The sequence below is a fragment of the Mycobacterium sp. E3305 genome (assembly GCF_001666785.1).
GTDB lineage: Bacteria > Actinomycetota > Actinomycetes > Mycobacteriales > Mycobacteriaceae > Mycobacterium.
On sequence record NZ_LZJA01000028.1, the window covers coordinates 116,986 to 133,453 of the forward strand.

Genomic DNA, 16,468 nt, shown 5'->3' on the forward strand with positions numbered 1-16,468 from the left:
GCTTTGCTAAGCGAGGCGAAGACGCGCGGTCCGAATGGTGTCGGGAGTGTCGAGTGTGACGAACCGAGTTGGGACCACGGCCTGGCAGAATCGGTGAAGTGAAAGTCCGCCACCCCGTCCGTGCGCGCCGTCGGGGCGGACCTTTACATCCGGCGGAATTGGCCCAGGCCTCGGTCATGGGGGCGCTTTGCGCGGTGATCGCGATCATCGCCGGTGTCATCCCGTTCGCCCAAGGATTGGCGCTGCTGGGCACGGTGCCGATGGGGCTGCTGTCCTACCGTTACCGGTTCCGTGTGCTGGTGGCCGCGACGTTTGCTGCCGGAATGATCGCCTTCCTCATCTCCGGAGTGGGCGGCGCCGTGACGGTCGTCAACTGTGCCTACATCGGCGGCCTGACCGGATTCGTCAAGCGCAGGGGCAGGGGCACACCCACGGTGCTCGTCTCCTCCCTGATCGTCGGGGTCGCCGTCGCCGGGGCGACTGTCGGTGCGTTGGCCGTGCTGAACCGGTTGCGGCATCTGATCTTTGAGGTGATGTCGGCGAACGTCGACGGTGTGGTCGCGTTCCTGGACCGGGTGAATCTGCGATGGCTCGGCGCCGACGTCAAGCGGTGCTTCGACTTCGGGCTGCATTACTGGCCGTGGCTGATGCTCGGCTACGTCACTTATGGCGTCATGGTGTCGTCGTGGATCGGTTGGTGGGCGCTTTCCCGCCTGCTGGACCGGATGGGCAACGTGCCGGACGTGCACAAGCTCGACGCCCCGGACGAGCCGCCCGGCGCAGCGATCGGGCCCGTTCCGGTGCGGCTGGATAGGGTGCGGTTCCGCTACCCCAATGCCAGGCAAGATGCCTTGCGGGAGCTCAGCCTCGACCTTCAGGTCGGAGAACATGTCGCGGTCGTCGGCGCCAATGGGTCTGGCAAGACCACGTTGACGCTCATCTTGGCGGGCCGGCAACCGACGTCGGGCACGGTGCACCGCCCGGGCGCGGTGGGGCTCGGCATGTTGGGCGGTACGGCGCTGGTTCTGCAGCACCCGAAGAGCCAGGTCTTGGGAACCCGCGTGGCCGATGATGTGGTGTGGGGGCTGCCCCCGGGAACCGAGGTCGACGTCGACCATCTGCTGCAGGAAGTCGGTCTCGGGGGTTTTGCCGAGCGCGATACCGGCGGCCTGTCCGGCGGCGAACTGCAACGCCTCGCCCTGGCCGCGGCGCTGGCGCGGGAACCGGCGCTACTGATCGCTGACGAGTTCACCAGCATGGTCGACCAGAGGGGCCGAGAGGTCCTGTTGAACGTGCTGGCCGGCCTTCCCAAGCGGCATCGGACCGCCCTGGTGCACATCACGCATTTCGACAACGAGGCCGCGTCGGCGGACCGGACCATCAACCTGAGTGACTCCCCGGATAACACCGGCATGGTCGAGACGGTTCCGGCCCCGCTGCCTGCCACCGCGTTCCGGCGCGGCCCAAGCAAGCCGGTGCTGGAAATCGTTGGCGTCAGCCACGAATACAACAGCGGGACACCGTGGGCGAAGACCGCCCTGCGCGACATCAATTTCGTCGTGGAACAAGGCGACGGGATTTTGATTCACGGTGGCAACGGTTCGGGCAAGTCGACGCTGGCGTGGATCATGGCCGGACTGACCGTTCCCACGGTCGGCGCCTGCCTGCTCGACGGTGAGCCGATCCGGGATCACGTCGGCGCGGTGGCGTTGTCGTTTCAGACGTCGAGGCTGCAATTGATGCGCAGCCACGTCGGCCTGGAAGTTGCTTCGGTGGCGGGCTTTTCGCCCCACGACGAAGGCCGGGTGATCGCCGCCCTGGCGGCGGTCGGGCTGGAACCCGCGATGGCCAGGCGGCGCATCGATCAGCTCAGCGGCGGCCAGATGAGACGGGTGGTGCTGGCCGGACTCCTGGCGTGCTCGCCGCGCGTGCTGATCCTCGACGAGCCGCTGGCCGGGCTGGACGTCGGGAGCCAGCGCGGCCTGCTGCGGCTGCTGGCGGATCTTCGCCGTCACCGCGGGCTGACCGTCGTCGTCATCTCGCACGACTTCGTGGGCTTGGAAGCCGTCTGCCCGCGAACCCTGCACGTGCAGAACGGCGCCCTGCAAACGGTGTCGGCCAGCGCGACGGCCGGGGGTGTGTCGTGACCGCACCTTCGTCCCCGACGCGCGGCAAGGAGCGGCGCACCGCGCGCCCGGTGGTGCTGTTGGTTCCGGTGCCCGGCGGGTCCGCGATCCACAGCCTGTGGGCCGGCACCAAACTTCTCGTGGTGTTCGGTGTTGCGGTGTTGCTGACCTTCTACCCGGGCTGGGTGACGATCGGGTCGGTGGCCGCGTTGGTGATGACGGCGATCTGGATCGCCCACATTCCCCGCGGTGCGCTCCCGTCGGTTCCGCGCTGGCTGTGGGTCCTCATCGCGTTGGGCTTCGTGACGGCCGCGCTGGCCGGTGGTAGTCCGGTGGTGTCGATCGCGGGGGTTCACCTGGGGCTCGGCGGGGCGTTGAACTTCCTGCGGATCACCGCGTTGTCCCTCGTCCTGCTCGGTCTGGGGGCGATGGTGTCCTGGACGACCAATGTCGCCGAAATCGCCCCGGCGCTCGCGGTTTTGGGCCGCCCGCTCAAGCTGGTGCGGATCCCGGTGGACGAGTGGGCGGTGGCCCTGGCCCTGGCGCTGCGCGCCTTCCCGTTGCTGATCGAGGAATTTCAGGTGCTCTACGCCGCTCGTCGATTGCGGCCCAACCACATGGCACCGACGCGTAAGGCCCGGGTCAAGCAGACGGCCGGCAACTCGATCGACCTGGTGGCCGCCGCCATCGTGGTGACGTTGCGCCGCGCCGACGAGATGGGTGATGCGATCACCGCCCGGGGCGGCATCGGCCAACTCTCAGCCGCTCCGGCCCGGCCGAAAATGGCCGACTGGTTGACGCTCGCGGTGACCATCGCGGTGGGCGGTGCCGCGGTGGCGATCGAGACGATATTCCACCTGACTCGCTGATCGTTCGCGTAACGTGAGCGCGTGGCCGACATACGCCGGACTCGCTCGATCGCGGCCCGCATCGGCGACATCTGGGAAATCCTTGCGGACTTCGGGTCGATCAGTTCGTGGGCCGGCAACGTCGACCACTCGTGCATCCTGTTCTCCGGACCCAACGGATCCGCCGTCGGCACCGCCCGGCGCGTCCAGGTCAAGCGCGACGCGCTCGTCGAGCGCATCACCGAGTTCGACCCGCCCCGCGCCCTCGGCTACGACATCGAAGGCCTGCCCGCCCGACTCCGCAGGGTGTCCAACAGCTGGACGCTCGAATCGACCGCCGGCGACTCGGCCACCACCCTGGTCGCCCTCACCAGCACGGTCGAAATCGGGCCGCACGCAATGCAAAAGCTGGCCGAGCGCGCCCTGTGCCGCTTTCTGGCGCGACAGTCCGAACTGATGCTCGCCGGCCTCGCCGACCGATTGGAGCATGCCCGTGTCTGACCGCCCCGATGTCATCGTCATCATGACCGACGAGGAACGCGCGGTACCGCCCTACGAGGCCCCCGACGTGCTCGCGTGGCGCGATCGAACGCTGACCGGCCGCAAGTGGTTTGACGATCACGGTGTCAGTTTCACGCGGCACTACACCGGCTCACTGGCCTGCGTGCCGAGCCGACCGACCATCTTCACCGGGCAGTACCCCGACCTGCACGGCGTGACCCAGACCGACGGCATCGGAAAGACCGCCGACGACTCACGGATGCGCTGGCTGCGTGCAGGCGAGGTTCCCACGCTCGGAAATTGGTTCCGGGCGGCCGGTTACGACACCCACTACGACGGCAAGTGGCACATTTCGCACGCCGATCTCCTCGAGCCCCGGACCGGTCGGCCGTTGGCGACCAATGACGACAACGGGGTCGTCGACGCCGCCGCCGTGCGGCGCTATCTGGAGGCAGACCCGTTGGGCCCGTATGGTTTCTCCGGCTGGGTCGGGCCCGAGCCGCACGGGGCGGCGCTGGCCAACGCCGGTGTGCGGCGAGACCCGCTGATCGCGGACCGGGTCGTCGCCTGGCTGGCCGACCGCTACGCCCGCCGCCGCGCCGGCGACCCCGCCGCCTTGCGGCCGTTCCTCCTGGTGGCGAGCTTCGTCAATCCCCACGACATCGTGCTCTTCCCGACGTGGTCGCGGCGGAGCCCGGTCAGGCCGTCGCCGCTCGACCCTCCCGCGGTGCCCGCCGCGCCGACCGCGGACGAAGACCTGTCCACGAAGCCCGCCGCGCAGATCGCCTTTCGCGAGGCGTACTACTCCGGCTACGGCCCCGCGGCCGCGATCGACCGAACCTACACGCGCAACGCGCAGCGCTACCGCGACCTGTACTACCGGCTGCACGCCGAGGTGGACGGACCGATCGATCGCGTCCGGCGGGCCGTCACCGAGAGCGGTTGGGGCGAGGCCATATTGGTGCGCACCGCCGATCACGGCGACCTGCTCGGGGCCCACGGCGGTCTGCACCAGAAGTGGTTCAACCTGTACGACGAGGCCACCCGCGTCCCCTTCGTCATCGCGCGCGTCGGCGAGCGCCGCACGCGACCACGGCAAGTCACGGCGCCGACCTCGCACGTCGACCTGGTTCCCACGCTGCTGGCGGCCGCAGGCGTCGATGTCGCGGCGGTCTCGGCAACGCTGGCCGAGTCGTTCTCCGAAGTGCACCCGCTACCCGGACGGAACCTGATGCCCGTCGTGGACGGTGCGCCGGCCGACGAGACCCGCGCCGTCTACCTGATGACCCGCGACAACATGCTCGAAGGGGACAGCGGTGCTTCGGGATTGGCGCGCCGCTTGCAGCAGACGGTCAATCCGCCTGCGCCGCTGCGCATCCGGATCCCTGCACACACCGCCTCCAACTTCGAGGGGCTGGTTGTCCGCGTCGACGAGGCGACCGCCGCCGGTGCCGCAGGCCACCTGTGGAAGCTGGTGCGCACCTTCGACGATCCGAGCACCTGGACCGAACCGGGGGTGCGGCACCTGGCGGCCAATGGGCTTGGGGGAGAGGCGTACCGGACGTCTCCCCTCGACGATCAGTGGGAGCTGTACGACCTGACCTCGGACCCGGTCGAGGCGGTCAACCGCTGGGCCGACCCTGACCTGCACAGCCTGCGTCAGCACCTGCGGACGCAGCTCAAACACGCGCGGGCCGAATCGGTACCCGAGCGAAACCGGCCGTGGCCGTATGCGTCTCGCCGGCCGCCTAGATCACGTCCGTCACGGCTCAAGCGCCTCTTCCGCCGGCGGACGTAACGCCAGGGCGGAAACTCGGCCCGAATTGCGCCATGGCGTTACGCGCGCCGCGCCGCTAGGTGCGCATCCTGTCGATGAGGTTCGACAACACCACAATGCTTTCGCTGCGCTCGATGTCCGCGCTGGACCGGATGCGCTCGAGGGCGGCCTCCAAGTGCCGCATGTCGCGAGCCAGCACGTGCAGGATCGCGTCCGACGTGCCGGTCACCGTCGCCGCGCTGGCTACCTCGGGGATGTCGACCCAGGCGGCGCGCAGCCGGTCGGGCGCGATCGTGCCGTGGCAGAAGACCTGCACGTAGGCCTCGGTGTTCCAGCCGAGTGCGTTGCGGTCGACGACCGTGGTGAAGCCCTTGATGACGCCGGTGTCCAGCATCCGGTCGACGCGGCGCTTGACCGCGGGCGCAGACAAATTCACCTTCTCGCCGATTTCGGCGAACGTGGCCCGCGCATGCTCGGTCAGTTCGGTCAGGATGCGGGAGTCGGTCTCGTCGAGGCGCTCCATCGCCCTCCGTTTCGGTCGCGCGCAACAAATCGATGCCAGTGGCATTCTAGCGCAATAAACCAAGCATAGACACGCAACAGCTAGCGTTTGATTGTGTACCGAGGCGCCAATACCGTTGATTTATGACGGAACAGTACGTCGCGGCGCCCGCGCCCTCCCCGGCGCGACCGGGGCACATTCGAACGCCAACCGCCCGCCGCTACGCGATGACGCCGCCGACCTTCTTCGCGGTCGAGTACGCGATCAACCCGTGGATGGACACCTCGACGCCGGTCGACGTCGGGCTCGCGCACGCGCAATGGGAGGCGTTGCGCGCGACCTACCGCCGGCTGGGCCACCGGGTGGACGTGATCGAGCCCGCGGCCGGACTGCCGGACATGGTGTACGCCGCCAACGGCGGATTCATCGCCGGCGACGTCGCGATCGTCGCGAAGTTTCGATTCGCGGAGCGCGCCGGTGAATCGCGCGCCTATGCCGACTGGATGTCATCCATCGGGTACCGGCCGGTGTCCACCCGTCATGTCAACGAGGGACAGGGCGACCTGCTGATGGTCGGGCAAACGGTATTGGCGGGCTACGGCTTTCGCACCGACCGGCGCGCGCACCCGGAAATCTCCGCGGCGCTTCGCCTGCCCGTCGTTTCACTCGAATTGGTGGATCCGCGTTTCTACCATCTCGACACCGCGCTGGCCGTGCTCGACGACCACACGATCGCGTTCTACCCGCCGGCGTTCAGCGCCGCCGCCCAGGATCAACTGCAGGCGTTGTTCCCCGACGCGATCGTGGTGGGAAGCGCCGACGCGTTCGTCCTCGGCCTCAACGTCGTGTCTGACGGACGGCGCGTCGTCTTGCCCGCGGCCGCAACCGGATTCGCCGCGCAACTACGTGCCGCGGGCTTCGAGCCCGTCGGCGTCGACCTCTCTGAGCTCCTCAAGGGAGGCGGTTCGGTCAAGTGCTGCACATTGGAGGTCTTTCCATGACGATCCTCGCCCCGACTCCGACCGAAACCGATGCCGCCATCGAGCTGGTCGAACGCCATGCGGCGCACAACTATTCGCCGCTGCCGGTGGTGGCCGCCAGCGCGGAGGGCGCATGGATCACCGACGTGGAGGGTCGGCGTTACCTGGACTGTCTGGCCGCCTACTCGGCGGTGAACTTCGGCCATCGCAACCCGGAGATCACGGCAGCGGCCCACGCCCAGCTCGACACCGTCACGCTGGTGAGCCGCGCTTTCCATTCCGACACCCTTGGCCCGTTCTGCGCCGCTTTGGCCCGGCTGTGCGGCAAGGACCTGGTGCTGCCGATGAACTCGGGCGCCGAAGCCGTGGAGAGCGGTCTCAAGATCGCCCGCAAGTGGGGCGCCGACGTCAAGGGCGTCCCCGACGGTCGCGCAAACATCATCGTGGCCGACAACAACTTTCACGGTCGCACGATCAGCATCGTCAGCTTCTCCTCGGATCCCACGGCGCGGGACGGTTTCGGGCCGTTCACGCCGGGGTTCCGCTCGGTGCCCTTCGGCGACGCAGACGCGCTGGCGTGTGCGATCGACGACGACACGGTCGCCGTGCTGCTGGAACCGATTCAGGGCGAGGCGGGCATCGTCGTTCCGCCCGACGACTACCTGCCCGCCGTTCGCGCCGTGTGCAGCGAGCGCAACGTGTTGATGATCGCCGACGAGATCCAGTCCGGCCTGGCGCGTACAGGCCACACATTCGCCTGCGACCACTGGGGCGTGGTGCCGGACGTCTACCTGCTCGGTAAGGCGCTGGGCGGCGGCGTGGTCCCCCTGTCGGCGGTGGTCGCCGACCGCGAGATCCTGGGCGTGCTGCATCCCGGTGAACACGGCTCCACCTTCGGCGGTAACCCGTTTGCCGCCGCCATCGGCACCACCGTGGTGTCCATCCTGCGGCGCGGAGAATTCCAGGCCCGTTCGGCGGTTTTGGGGGCACACCTGCACGCGCGTCTGCGCGCACTGCTGGGTCACGGCGTGCTGGAGGTGCGCGGGCTGGGGTTGTGGGCCGGGGTCGACGTCGACCCGCGGCTCGGGACGGGCAAGCAGATCAGCCTTCGACTGGCCGACCGGGGCGTGTTGGTGAAGGACACGCACGGCTCGACGTTGCGGTTCGCGCCACCTTTGGTGATCGGCGAGCAGGAGATCGACTGGGCGATCGAGCAGTTCGCTTCTGTGCTGCGGGAGGCTGGCCCATAATCAGCTGATCGAGCAAGGAGGGGTAATTGCAACCCACGTCGATCAGTCTGAAGGAGCAGATGCTGCGGCGCCGACCGGTTGTCGGCACGCCCGTCGCGTACGGGGCCGCGGACCACCTCAAGCGGAGCATCGGCACTTTCCAGCTGACCATGTTCGGGGTCGGCTCGACGGTCGGGACGGGCATCTTCTTCGTCATGTCCCAGGCCGTGCCCGAAGCCGGCCCCGCAGTGATCCTCTCCTTCCTCATCGCCGGGGTCGCGGCCGGACTCGCGGCGATCTGCTACGCCGAATTGGCTTCGGCCGTGCCGGTTTCCGGGTCGTCGTACTCGTACGCGTACACCACCCTGGGCGAGGTGGTGGCGATGGGGGTGGCGGCCTGTCTGCTGCTCGAATACGGAGTCTCGACCGCCGCCGTCGCGGTCAACTGGAGCGGCTACCTCAACAAGCTGCTCGGCAACGTCTTCGGCTTCCAGTTGCCGCACGCGCTGTCGGCCGCGCCGTGGGATGCCAGGCCGGGCTACGTGAACGTGCCCGCGATCATCTTGATCGCGATGTGCGCGTTGCTGCTCATCCGAGGCGCCAGCGAATCGGCCAGGGTCAACACGATCATGGTGCTCGTCAAGCTGGGCGTGCTGATCATCTTCGTGATCGTGGCGTTCACGGCGTTCGACGCGCACCATTTCCACGACTTCGCGCCCTTCGGCGTTGCGGGAATCGGCTCGGCCGCCGGCACCATCTTTTTCTCCTATATCGGGCTTGACGCCGTGTCCACCGCGGGTGACGAGGTGAAGGACCCGCAAAAGACCATGCCGCGCGCGCTGATTGCGGCTCTGGTGACCGTGACGAGCGTGTACGTGTTGGTCGCGGTGGCCGCGCTGGGGACCCAGCGCTGGCAGGACTTCGCCGGGCAGCAGGAGGCCGGGCTGGCCACCATCCTCGACAACGTCACGGGCGGCAGCTGGGCCGGCACCATCCTGGCTGCGGGCGCGGTGATTTCGATCTTCTCCGTCACCCTGGTCACCATGTACGGGCAGACGCGGATCCTGTTCGCGATGGGCCGCGACGGCCTGCTGCCCACCCGATTCGCGCGGGTGAACACGCGCACGATGACGCCGGTGGGCAACACGGTGATCGTCGGCGTCGCGGCCTCCGCCCTGGCCGCCTTCATACCGCTGGACAAGCTCGCGGACATGGTGTCCATCGGGACGCTCACCGCGTTCGTCGTCGTCTCCGCCGGAGTGATCATCTTGCGCGTGCGCGAGCCCGACCTGCCGCGCGGCTTCAAGGTGCCCGGTTATCCTGTCACGCCCGTCCTTTCGGTGTTGGCGTGCGGATACATCCTCGCGAGCCTGCATTGGTACACCTGGATTGCCTTCGGTGGCTGGATCGCGCTCGCGTTAGTCTTCTACTTCGTGTGGGGCCGCCATCACAGCGCGCTCAACGCCGAAACGCTCGAGCGGGACGCGCTGTGACCGTCGTCGTGGGCTACCGGGCCGGCAAGGTCGGGCTCTCCGGGCTGCATCTGGGCGTGCGCATCGCGCGGACCCGCGGCACCTCGCTCACCGTGGCGACCATCGTGCCCAAGCCGTGGCTGACACCCTCGCGCGCCCGCGTCGACGCCGAGTACGAACTATGGGCCGACACCATGGCCGCGGAGTCGGCGAAGGAGGCCGCCCGGTTCATGGAAACGGTGGGCGACGGGATAGACGTCACGTACCTGCACCGCGCGCACGGATCGGTATCCGGGGGACTCCTCGAAATAGTCCACGAGGTGGACGCCGACGTGCTCGTGCTGGGGTCGTTGCCCAGCGGCGGGCGTGGGCAAGTGCTGATCGGCTCGACCGCCGACTGGCTGCTGCACGCCTCGCCCGTGCCGGTGGCGATCAGCCCGCGCAATTACCGCTCGCACCAAGGCACGTTGACCCGGCTCAGCTGTGCCTATTCGGCCACCCCCGACTCGGTCGACGTGGTGAAGCGCTGCTATGACTTCGGACAGCGATTCGGCGTGCCGGTGCGAGTGATCACCTTCGCCGTTCGCGGCAAGACGATGTATCCCCCGGAGGTCGGGCTCGAGGTCGAGGATCAGGTGCTGGCGGCCTGGGCCGCCCAGGTGCGCGACATCCTCGAGGAACTCAAGACCGACCAGATCGTGAGCGAAGACGTTGCGCTGCAGGTGGTTACCGGACGCAGCTGGAAAGAGGCACTGGCGAAGGCGGATTGGCAGGAGGGCGAGATACTCGCGCTGGGCACCCGGCCGCGCGGTGACATCCGGCGGGTCTTCCTCGGTTCGCGCAGCGCCAAGATCATCCGGGAGAGCCCAGTGCCGGTGCTGGTGCTGCCCGGCTAGCGCTGCGCCGCGGCGTTGGCGGCCGCTTGGGCCTTGCCCAGGGTGGTCGCGACATCGCCCCGGCCCAGGAACATTTCATCGAAGTACGGCCGCAGGGCGTCGTTGCCGGCCGCGAAGCCCGCACCGCCGGGTGCCGCGATGCGCGGCCCGTTGAGCACGGCGAAGAAGGGCGTGACGTCGACGCCCCGGGCGGCCCAGTAGTCGAAGTAAACCGGTTGGGCCAACAGGACCGCCGGGATGGCCGCGCCCTCGCGCCCGAGGAACTCGTTGCCCTCCTTGCTGCCCATCCAGGTCAGGACCTGACGCACCGCTTCGGGATGTTTCGTCGCGGCATTGCCCGCCGCCGCAATGCCATTGGTGACGCTCACCCGGCCCACCGGGCCGGCCGGCATCATCGTCACGCCCCAGCGGAAGCGGGCATCGCGGGCCACCGGCGCCAGGTTGTAGGTGCCGGATTGGAAGAGCGCCATCCTGCCGGCTAGGAACTGGTTGCGGGAGAAGTCCCCGTTGTCGTTGGTGTCCGAGGCGGGCGGCGCGACGTGGTCGTCGTTGATCAGGCCAACCAGGTAACGGAAGGCCCGCACCGCACCCGGATTGTCGAACGCGAACTGGTCGCCGCGCTGGAAAACGCCGCCGGCCGAACCGATGTAGTTGAGGTAGATGCCCTGCGGGTCGTTGGCGGCGTTGTAGCCCCACTGCCGAACCCGTCGGGCGTCGAAACCGGCTGTGTTTCCGGCGTGTCCGTCCGCGTCCACCGTGAGCCGGGCCAGCATGGGCCGCAACGTGTCACCGCCGTCAGCGCTCCACCGCAAACCGCTCAGCTGGGCCGGTTCGACACCGGCCGCGGCGAGCAGGTCCGCGTTGTAGTACAGCGCGATCCCCGCATCGGTCAGCTGCGGCACACCCCACAGCACGCCGCCGCGGGTGAATTGGTCGACGACCGCCGAATCCCACGCCGAGGCGGACCCTGGCTTGAGGGCGGCGCCGATGTTTATCAGCCGGCCGCTGTCGGCGTAGGCGGCCAGGTAAGCGTTGGAGAGCCAGAAGATGTCGTCGGCGCTACCGCCGGCGACATCGGTGCGCAGCGTGTCGAAGTACGTCGAATACGACACCACGCTGGTGTGCACCACGATGTCGGGATGCGCGCGGTTGAACGCCGCGAAGGACTGCCGGTAGGCCGCGGCGATCTGGTCGGCCCAGACCCGCACCGTCACGACGACCTTGCCGCCCGGGGGCTGACCGGAGTAGTCGAGCAACACCGCGGTCGCGCCCAACAGAACAGCCACCAGGGCGAGCGCCCCGGCCATCAGCGTCGACACGCGAGGCCGGCTCATGATGTGCGCCCAGATTGCCGTGGTGGTCGTAAGGCGCCGAAAATCACAGCCCTGACCGCAATCTCGATGCGCGGCCTGGTCATTTGAGCCCCGAGACGACGATCGAAGCGACGATGTGACGCTGGAAGACCACGAACAGCGCGATCAACGGGACGATGGCGACCGTCGTCGCCGCCATCACCAACGTCCACTGGGCGTTGAACCGCGATTGCAAGTCGGCCGTCGCCACCGTGAGCACCCGCCACTTGTGCCCGCTGGTGATCACCAACGGCCACATGAAGTTATTCCACTGCGAAACCACCGTGATCAACGTCAGAGCAGCCAGGACCGGCCGGCTGGACGGGATGACCACGTGCACGATGACGTCCAACGTGTTGGCGCCGTCCAGGTGGGCGGCGTTGACCAAGTCGTTCGGGATGATGCGAAAGTGCTCGCGTAGCAGGAAGATCGCGTACGGCGAGCCGAACATGAAGGGCAGCACCAACGCCCAGAACGTGTTCCGCAGGCCGAGTTGGGCCATCATCAGATACAGCGGCACCACCGTCACCGTCCCCGGCACCATCAACGTCGCGATGTACACCCAGAACAGCGCGTCGCGCCCGGGAAAGTCCAACCGCGCGAACGCGTATCCCGCCAGCACCGAAAAGGTCATCTGGCCCAGCAGGATCACGGCGGTCATCAACGCGGTCACGGCGGCCGCCCGGCCGAATCCGGCTCCGCCCAGGTCGGCGTAGTTGGCGAGCGTGAACGGCCGCGGCAGCTGCAGGGGCGTGCCCGTGGCGAACTGGTGCGCCGAGGTGAACGAGGTGAGCAGGCCAAGAGCGAACGGCGCCAAGGTGATCAGCGCACCGAGGATGAGCCCGGCGTAGATGACGAGCCGCCTAGGTGAGGTCATAGCTGATCCGCCGCCGGAAATACAGGTGTTGCACCATGGTGACGCCGATCAGGATGACGAACAACACCACCGCCATCACCGACGCGCGCCCGATGGCCGCGGAGCCGAACGCCTCGGCGTAGATGCGGTGGGCCACCAGGTCGGTGCTGCCGCCGGGCCCGCCGCCGGTCAGCGCGTAGACCATGTCGAAAACCTGTGCGGTGCTGACGATCCCCGTTACGAGGACGAAGAACGTGGTCGGCCGCAGCATGGGCAGGGTGATGCGCCAGAACCGTTGCCAGGCGGTCGCGCCGTCGGTGCGCGCGGCCGCGTGGATGTCGTCGGGGATGGCCAGCAAGCCCGCCAGGAACGACAGCGAGACGTATCCGACGTTCGTCCATACGACGACGGCCGAGACGAGCGGCAGCGCGAAGCTGGGGTCCGACAGCCACTCGATGCTGTGGCCCAGCAGGGTGCTGACGGCGCCGTCGGTGGGAGCAAGAATCCAGCGCCACAGCACCGCGATCGCCAGCGGGGCGCAGATCCAGGGCAACACGTAGAGGGTGCGGAACAGGCCGGTGCCGGGAAGCTGGCGGGCCAACATCGACGCGGCCAGCAGACCCAGCACCGTCTGCGCCGGAACCACGATCGCCACGAAGAGGGCGGTGACGATCAGCGAGTTGGCGAAGGTGCGATCGGTCAGCACCGACCGCCAGTTCGACAGGCCTACATAGTGCAGCGGCCCGAGCAGGTCCCATCGGTACAGGCTCAACCAGATCACCACGAGGATGGGCAGCAGCAAGAAGGCGAGCACACCGAACAGGCTGGGCGCCAGCAGGGCATAGCCCAGCGCGGTGGAGCGAGGCTGTGTCCTCCGGACGCCGCTGGCCATGGAGGTAATTAAAGCGGGCGGCGCCCGGGTTTGGGGTGAACGGCCGTTACGGTGGAACGGTGACACCGAACCGGGGGATCGATGCCGACTTCCTCAACCTGCCCCGCCATGAGCTGGCCGATGCCGCGCTGTCATCGGCCACCGCGGCCGGTGCCAGCTACGCCGACCTGCGGGTTCACCGCATCGTGTCCGAGATCATCCAGCTGCGCGATGGTGAGCTGGAGACGGCGGTCGTCAACCGCGAGCTCGGGTTGGCCGTGCGGGTGATCGTCGACGGCACGTGGGGATTCGCCTCGCACGCGGAGCTGGCGCCGTCGGTCGCGGCCGAGACCGCGCGGCACGCCGTGCAGGTGGCCACCACCCTGGCGACGCTGAACCGCGAGCGCGTCGAGCTGGCGCCTGAACCGGTGTACGCCGACGCCACCTGGGTCTCGAATTACCGGACCGACCCGTTCAGCATCCCGGTGGCCGACAAGATCGACGTGTTGGAGGACTACTCCGGTCGGCTGCTCAGTGCCGATGGTGTCGACCACGTGTCGGCCATCCTCACGGCCGTCAAGGAACAGTCGTTTTACGCCGACACGTTCGGGTCGTCGATCACCCAGCAGCGGGTGCGGGTGCAGCCCTCGCTGGAGGCGGTGACCGTCGACGCGGCGGCCGGCAGCTTCGACTCGATGCGCACGCTGGCGCCGCCGACCGGGCGCGGCTGGGAAGTGCTGGCCGGCGACGAGGTGTGGAACTGGACGGACGAGCTGGCGCAATTGCCGTCGCTGCTCGCCGAGAAGGTCAAGGCGCCCAGCGTGATCGCGGGGCGCACGGACCTGGTGATCGACCCGTCCAACCTATGGCTGACGATCCACGAATCCATCGGGCACGCAACCGAATACGACCGGGCCATCGGCTACGAGGCCGCCTACGCCGGAACGTCGTTCGCCACGCCCGACAAACTCGGCACCATGCGGTACGGCTCACCGGTGATGAACGTGACCGCCGACCGCACCGTCGACCACGGCCTGGCGACCATCGGTTACGACGACGAAGGCGTGGCGGCGCAGAGCTGGGATCTGGTGCGTGACGGCATCTTTGTCGGCTATCAGCTCGATCGGGTGTTCGCTCCGAGACTTGGACAACCGCGGTCCAACGGCTGCTCGTATGCCGATTCGCCGCATCATGTGCCGATCCAACGGATGGCCAACGTGTCGCTGCAGCCGGCGCGCGAGGACGTCAGCACCGCCGACCTCATCAGCCGTGTGCAGGACGGCATCTACATCATCGGCGACAAGTCGTGGTCAATCGACATGCAGCGCTACAACTTTCAGTTCACCGGCCAGCGGTTCTTCCGCATCCGCGACGGCCGCCTGGACGGCCAGCTGCGCGACGTGGCCTATCAGGCCACCACCACCGATTTCTGGAACTCGATGGAAGCCGTGGGCGGCCCGTCGACGTGGCGGCTCGGCGGCGCATTCAACTGTGGGAAGGCCCAGCCCGGTCAGGTCGCCCCGGTCAGCCACGGCTGTCCGTCGGCGCTGTTCCGCGGCGTCAACGTGCTCAACACCCGGACCGAGGGCGGCCGATGATCCGCGCCGGCGACGATGCAGAACGAAGCGATGCTGAGGAGCGGCGCCGATGATCAGCGCGCAGCATGTCGTCAACCTCGTCCTCGAGGAGGCCGCCAAGCTCGGCGGCGCGAGCGAGACCATGGTGCTCGTCACCGACAAGGTGGAGGCCACGTTGCGATGGGCCGGCAACTCGATGACCACCAACGGGGTTGCGGTCAACCGCAGCATCACGGTGATCTCGATTGTCCGCCAAGGATCCGGCGCGCGCATCGGCACGATGGTGTCGGCCGAGGTCGATCCCCGGGTGATCCCCGAGCTGGTGGCGGCGTCGCAGGAGGCGGCCCGCTCGGCGCCCGAAGCCGGCGATGCCGCGCCGCTGCTGGCCGACACCGGGGTGCCCGCCGATTGGAACGCGCCGGTGCCCGGCACCGGGCCCCTGGTGTTCGCCGATGTCGCCGACTCGTTGAGTCGCGGATTCGAAGGCGCCGACCGGCTGTACGGCTTTGCGCACCACAGCGTTTCGACGACGTTCCTCGCGTCGTCGACGGGGGTGCGCCGACGCTACACCCAGCCCGCCGGGGCGGTGGAGATCAACGGCAAACGCGGCGAGGCAAGCGCCTGGGCGGGTATCGGCACGCCCGACTTCGTCGACGTGCCAATGGATTCGCTGCTCGAGGAGCTGTCGATGCGCCTCGGTTGGGCCGAGCGCACCGTGGAGCTGCCCGCGGGCCGGTACGAGACGATCATGCCGCCGTCCACGGTCGCCGACATGATGCTTTACCTGGCGTGGTCGATGGCCGGCCGCGGTGCGCGAGAGGGCCGCACCGCCTTTTCGGCGCCCGGCGGCGGGACGCGGGTGGGGGAGCGGCTCACCGAGTTACCGCTGACGCTGTTCTCCGATCCGATGGCGCCGGGTCTGGCGTGCACACCGTTCGTCGCGGTGAGCAGCTCGTCGGAGACGATGTCGGTGTTCGACAACGGCATGGAGATCGGCCAGGTGGATTGGATCCGCGACGGCGTGATCAACGCGCTGGCCTACCCGCGCGCGACGGCCGCCAAATTCGACGCCGAGGTCGCGGTCGCCGCCGACAATCTGGTGATGACGGGCGGGTCGGCCGAGTTGGCCGACATGATCGCGGCCACGGAACGCGGACTGCTGCTGACCACGCTGTGGTACATCCGCGAGGTCGACCCCACCACGCTGTTGCTCACCGGGCTGACCCGTGACGGTGTCTACCTGATCGAGGACGGCGAGGTGAACGCCGCGGTCAACAACTTCCGCTTCAACGAGAGTCCCCTGGACCTGCTGCGGCGGGCCACCGAGGCCGGGACGAGTGAGAAGACCCTGCCCCGGGAGTGGGCGGACTGGGCCACCCGGGCGGCCATGCCGTCGCTGCGGATCCCGGACTTCCATATGTCGTCGGTGAGCCAGGCCCAGTAGGCGATTGCCGCTCGGCCGGCGGCGTTCTAGCGTGTGA

14 protein-coding genes are annotated in these 16,468 nt (G+C 68.3%); 10 read left to right on the forward strand and 4 right to left on the reverse strand.

What is annotated here, in order from left to right; all coding sequences use genetic code 11:
- Nucleotides 1–176: 176 nt before the first annotated feature.
- Genes A5701_RS03400 through A5701_RS03415 form a run of 4 tightly spaced genes read left to right on the forward strand, consistent with a single transcriptional unit; the run spans nt 177 to nt 5,273 of the window.
- A complete protein-coding gene (locus A5701_RS03400) occupies nt 177–2,147 on the forward strand; it encodes an ABC transporter ATP-binding protein (protein WP_156669897.1) in 1,971 nt (656 codons plus the stop codon).
- The gene (locus A5701_RS03405) at nt 2,144–2,995 is read left to right on the forward strand and encodes a CbiQ family ECF transporter T component (protein ID WP_067748490.1); all 852 of its coding nucleotides are present in this window, start codon (nt 2,144–2,146) and stop codon (nt 2,993–2,995) included. Before A5701_RS03400 ends, A5701_RS03405 begins: the two co-directional genes overlap by 4 nt.
- Before the next feature lie 21 nt (nt 2,996–3,016).
- A complete protein-coding gene (locus tag A5701_RS03410) occupies nt 3,017–3,475 on the forward strand; it encodes an SRPBCC family protein (protein ID WP_067748492.1) in 459 nt (152 codons plus the stop codon).
- Nucleotides 3,468–5,273 (forward strand): sulfatase-like hydrolase/transferase, encoded by a 1,806-nt coding sequence (locus tag A5701_RS03415; RefSeq protein WP_156669892.1) that lies wholly within the window; start codon nt 3,468–3,470, stop codon nt 5,271–5,273. The genes A5701_RS03410 and A5701_RS03415 overlap by 8 nt, the downstream gene beginning before the upstream one ends.
- 55 nt (nt 5,274–5,328) lie before the next feature.
- Here A5701_RS03415 and A5701_RS03420 read toward each other — a convergent pair whose 3' ends face one another.
- Complete coding sequence (locus tag A5701_RS03420) at nt 5,329–5,775, reverse strand: Lrp/AsnC family transcriptional regulator (protein WP_067748496.1); 447 nt, start codon at nt 5,773–5,775, stop codon at nt 5,329–5,331.
- Nucleotides 5,776–5,897: 122 nt separating this feature from the next.
- Between A5701_RS03420 and ddaH the strand changes: the two genes are divergently transcribed.
- Genes ddaH through A5701_RS03440 form a run of 4 tightly spaced genes read left to right on the forward strand, consistent with a single transcriptional unit; the run spans nt 5,898 to nt 10,331 of the window.
- On the forward strand, nt 5,898–6,755 hold the full coding sequence (gene ddaH / locus A5701_RS03425; RefSeq protein WP_067748498.1) for a dimethylargininase: 858 nt from the start codon (nt 5,898–5,900) through the stop codon (nt 6,753–6,755).
- A complete protein-coding gene (gene rocD / locus A5701_RS03430; RefSeq protein ID WP_067748500.1) occupies nt 6,752–7,984 on the forward strand; it encodes an ornithine--oxo-acid transaminase in 1,233 nt (410 codons plus the stop codon). The genes ddaH and rocD overlap by 4 nt, the downstream gene beginning before the upstream one ends.
- A 59-nt stretch (nt 7,985–8,043) precedes the next feature.
- Nucleotides 8,044–9,456, forward strand: a complete 1,413-nt coding sequence (locus tag A5701_RS03435; protein WP_067748582.1) for an amino acid permease — start codon at nt 8,044–8,046, stop codon at nt 9,454–9,456.
- The gene (locus A5701_RS03440) at nt 9,453–10,331 is read left to right on the forward strand and encodes a universal stress protein (RefSeq protein ID WP_067748502.1); all 879 of its coding nucleotides are present in this window, start codon (nt 9,453–9,455) and stop codon (nt 10,329–10,331) included. Before A5701_RS03435 ends, A5701_RS03440 begins: the two co-directional genes overlap by 4 nt.
- Here A5701_RS03440 and A5701_RS03445 read toward each other — a convergent pair.
- The 3 genes from A5701_RS03445 to A5701_RS03455 form a co-directional block, all read right to left on the reverse strand.
- A complete protein-coding gene (locus A5701_RS03445) occupies nt 10,328–11,665 on the reverse strand; it encodes an extracellular solute-binding protein (protein ID WP_067748504.1) in 1,338 nt (445 codons plus the stop codon). The two genes, A5701_RS03440 and A5701_RS03445, sit on opposite strands and share 4 nt — an antisense overlap.
- A 79-nt stretch (nt 11,666–11,744) precedes the next feature.
- Nucleotides 11,745–12,560 carry a carbohydrate ABC transporter permease gene (locus tag A5701_RS03450; RefSeq protein ID WP_067748505.1) on the reverse strand — a complete coding sequence of 272 codons (816 nt, stop codon included), beginning with the start codon at nt 12,558–12,560 and terminating at the stop codon, nt 11,745–11,747.
- Nucleotides 12,547–13,431, reverse strand: a complete 885-nt coding sequence (locus tag A5701_RS03455; RefSeq protein ID WP_067748507.1) for a carbohydrate ABC transporter permease — start codon at nt 13,429–13,431, stop codon at nt 12,547–12,549. Before A5701_RS03455 ends, A5701_RS03450 begins: the two co-directional genes overlap by 14 nt.
- A gap of 59 nt (nt 13,432–13,490) precedes the next feature.
- On the opposite strand from A5701_RS03455, the gene A5701_RS03460 reads away from it, so the two are divergent.
- Complete coding sequence (locus A5701_RS03460; RefSeq protein ID WP_067748585.1) at nt 13,491–15,008, forward strand: TldD/PmbA family protein; 1,518 nt, start codon at nt 13,491–13,493, stop codon at nt 15,006–15,008.
- 49 nt (nt 15,009–15,057) lie between these two features.
- Nucleotides 15,058–16,431: a TldD/PmbA family protein gene (locus A5701_RS03465; protein ID WP_067748508.1), complete on the forward strand. Its 1,374-nt coding sequence runs from the start codon at nt 15,058–15,060 to the stop codon at nt 16,429–16,431.
- Nucleotides 16,432–16,468 lie beyond the last annotated feature (37 nt).

Excerpts from the sequence above, each read along its gene's own strand:
- A5701_RS03455 (WP_067748507.1), bottom strand. The coding sequence starts at position 13,431 with ATGGCCAGCGGCGTCCGGAGGACACAGCCTCGCTCCACCGCGCTGGGC.
- ddaH (WP_067748498.1), top strand. The coding sequence starts at position 5,898 with ATGACGGAACAGTACGTCGCGGCGCCCGCGCCCTCCCCGGCGCGACCG.
- rocD (WP_067748500.1), top strand. The coding sequence starts at position 6,752 with ATGACGATCCTCGCCCCGACTCCGACCGAAACCGATGCCGCCATCGAG.
- A5701_RS03420 (WP_067748496.1), bottom strand. The coding sequence starts at position 5,775 with ATGGAGCGCCTCGACGAGACCGACTCCCGCATCCTGACCGAACTGACC.
- A5701_RS03450 (WP_067748505.1), bottom strand. The coding sequence starts at position 12,560 with ATGACCTCACCTAGGCGGCTCGTCATCTACGCCGGGCTCATCCTCGGT.
- A5701_RS03400 (WP_156669897.1), top strand. The coding sequence starts at position 177 with ATGGGGGCGCTTTGCGCGGTGATCGCGATCATCGCCGGTGTCATCCCG.
- A5701_RS03445 (WP_067748504.1), bottom strand. The coding sequence starts at position 11,665 with ATGAGCCGGCCTCGCGTGTCGACGCTGATGGCCGGGGCGCTCGCCCTG.
- A5701_RS03435 (WP_067748582.1), top strand. The coding sequence starts at position 8,044 with ATGCTGCGGCGCCGACCGGTTGTCGGCACGCCCGTCGCGTACGGGGCC.
- A5701_RS03465 (WP_067748508.1), top strand. The coding sequence starts at position 15,058 with ATGATCAGCGCGCAGCATGTCGTCAACCTCGTCCTCGAGGAGGCCGCC.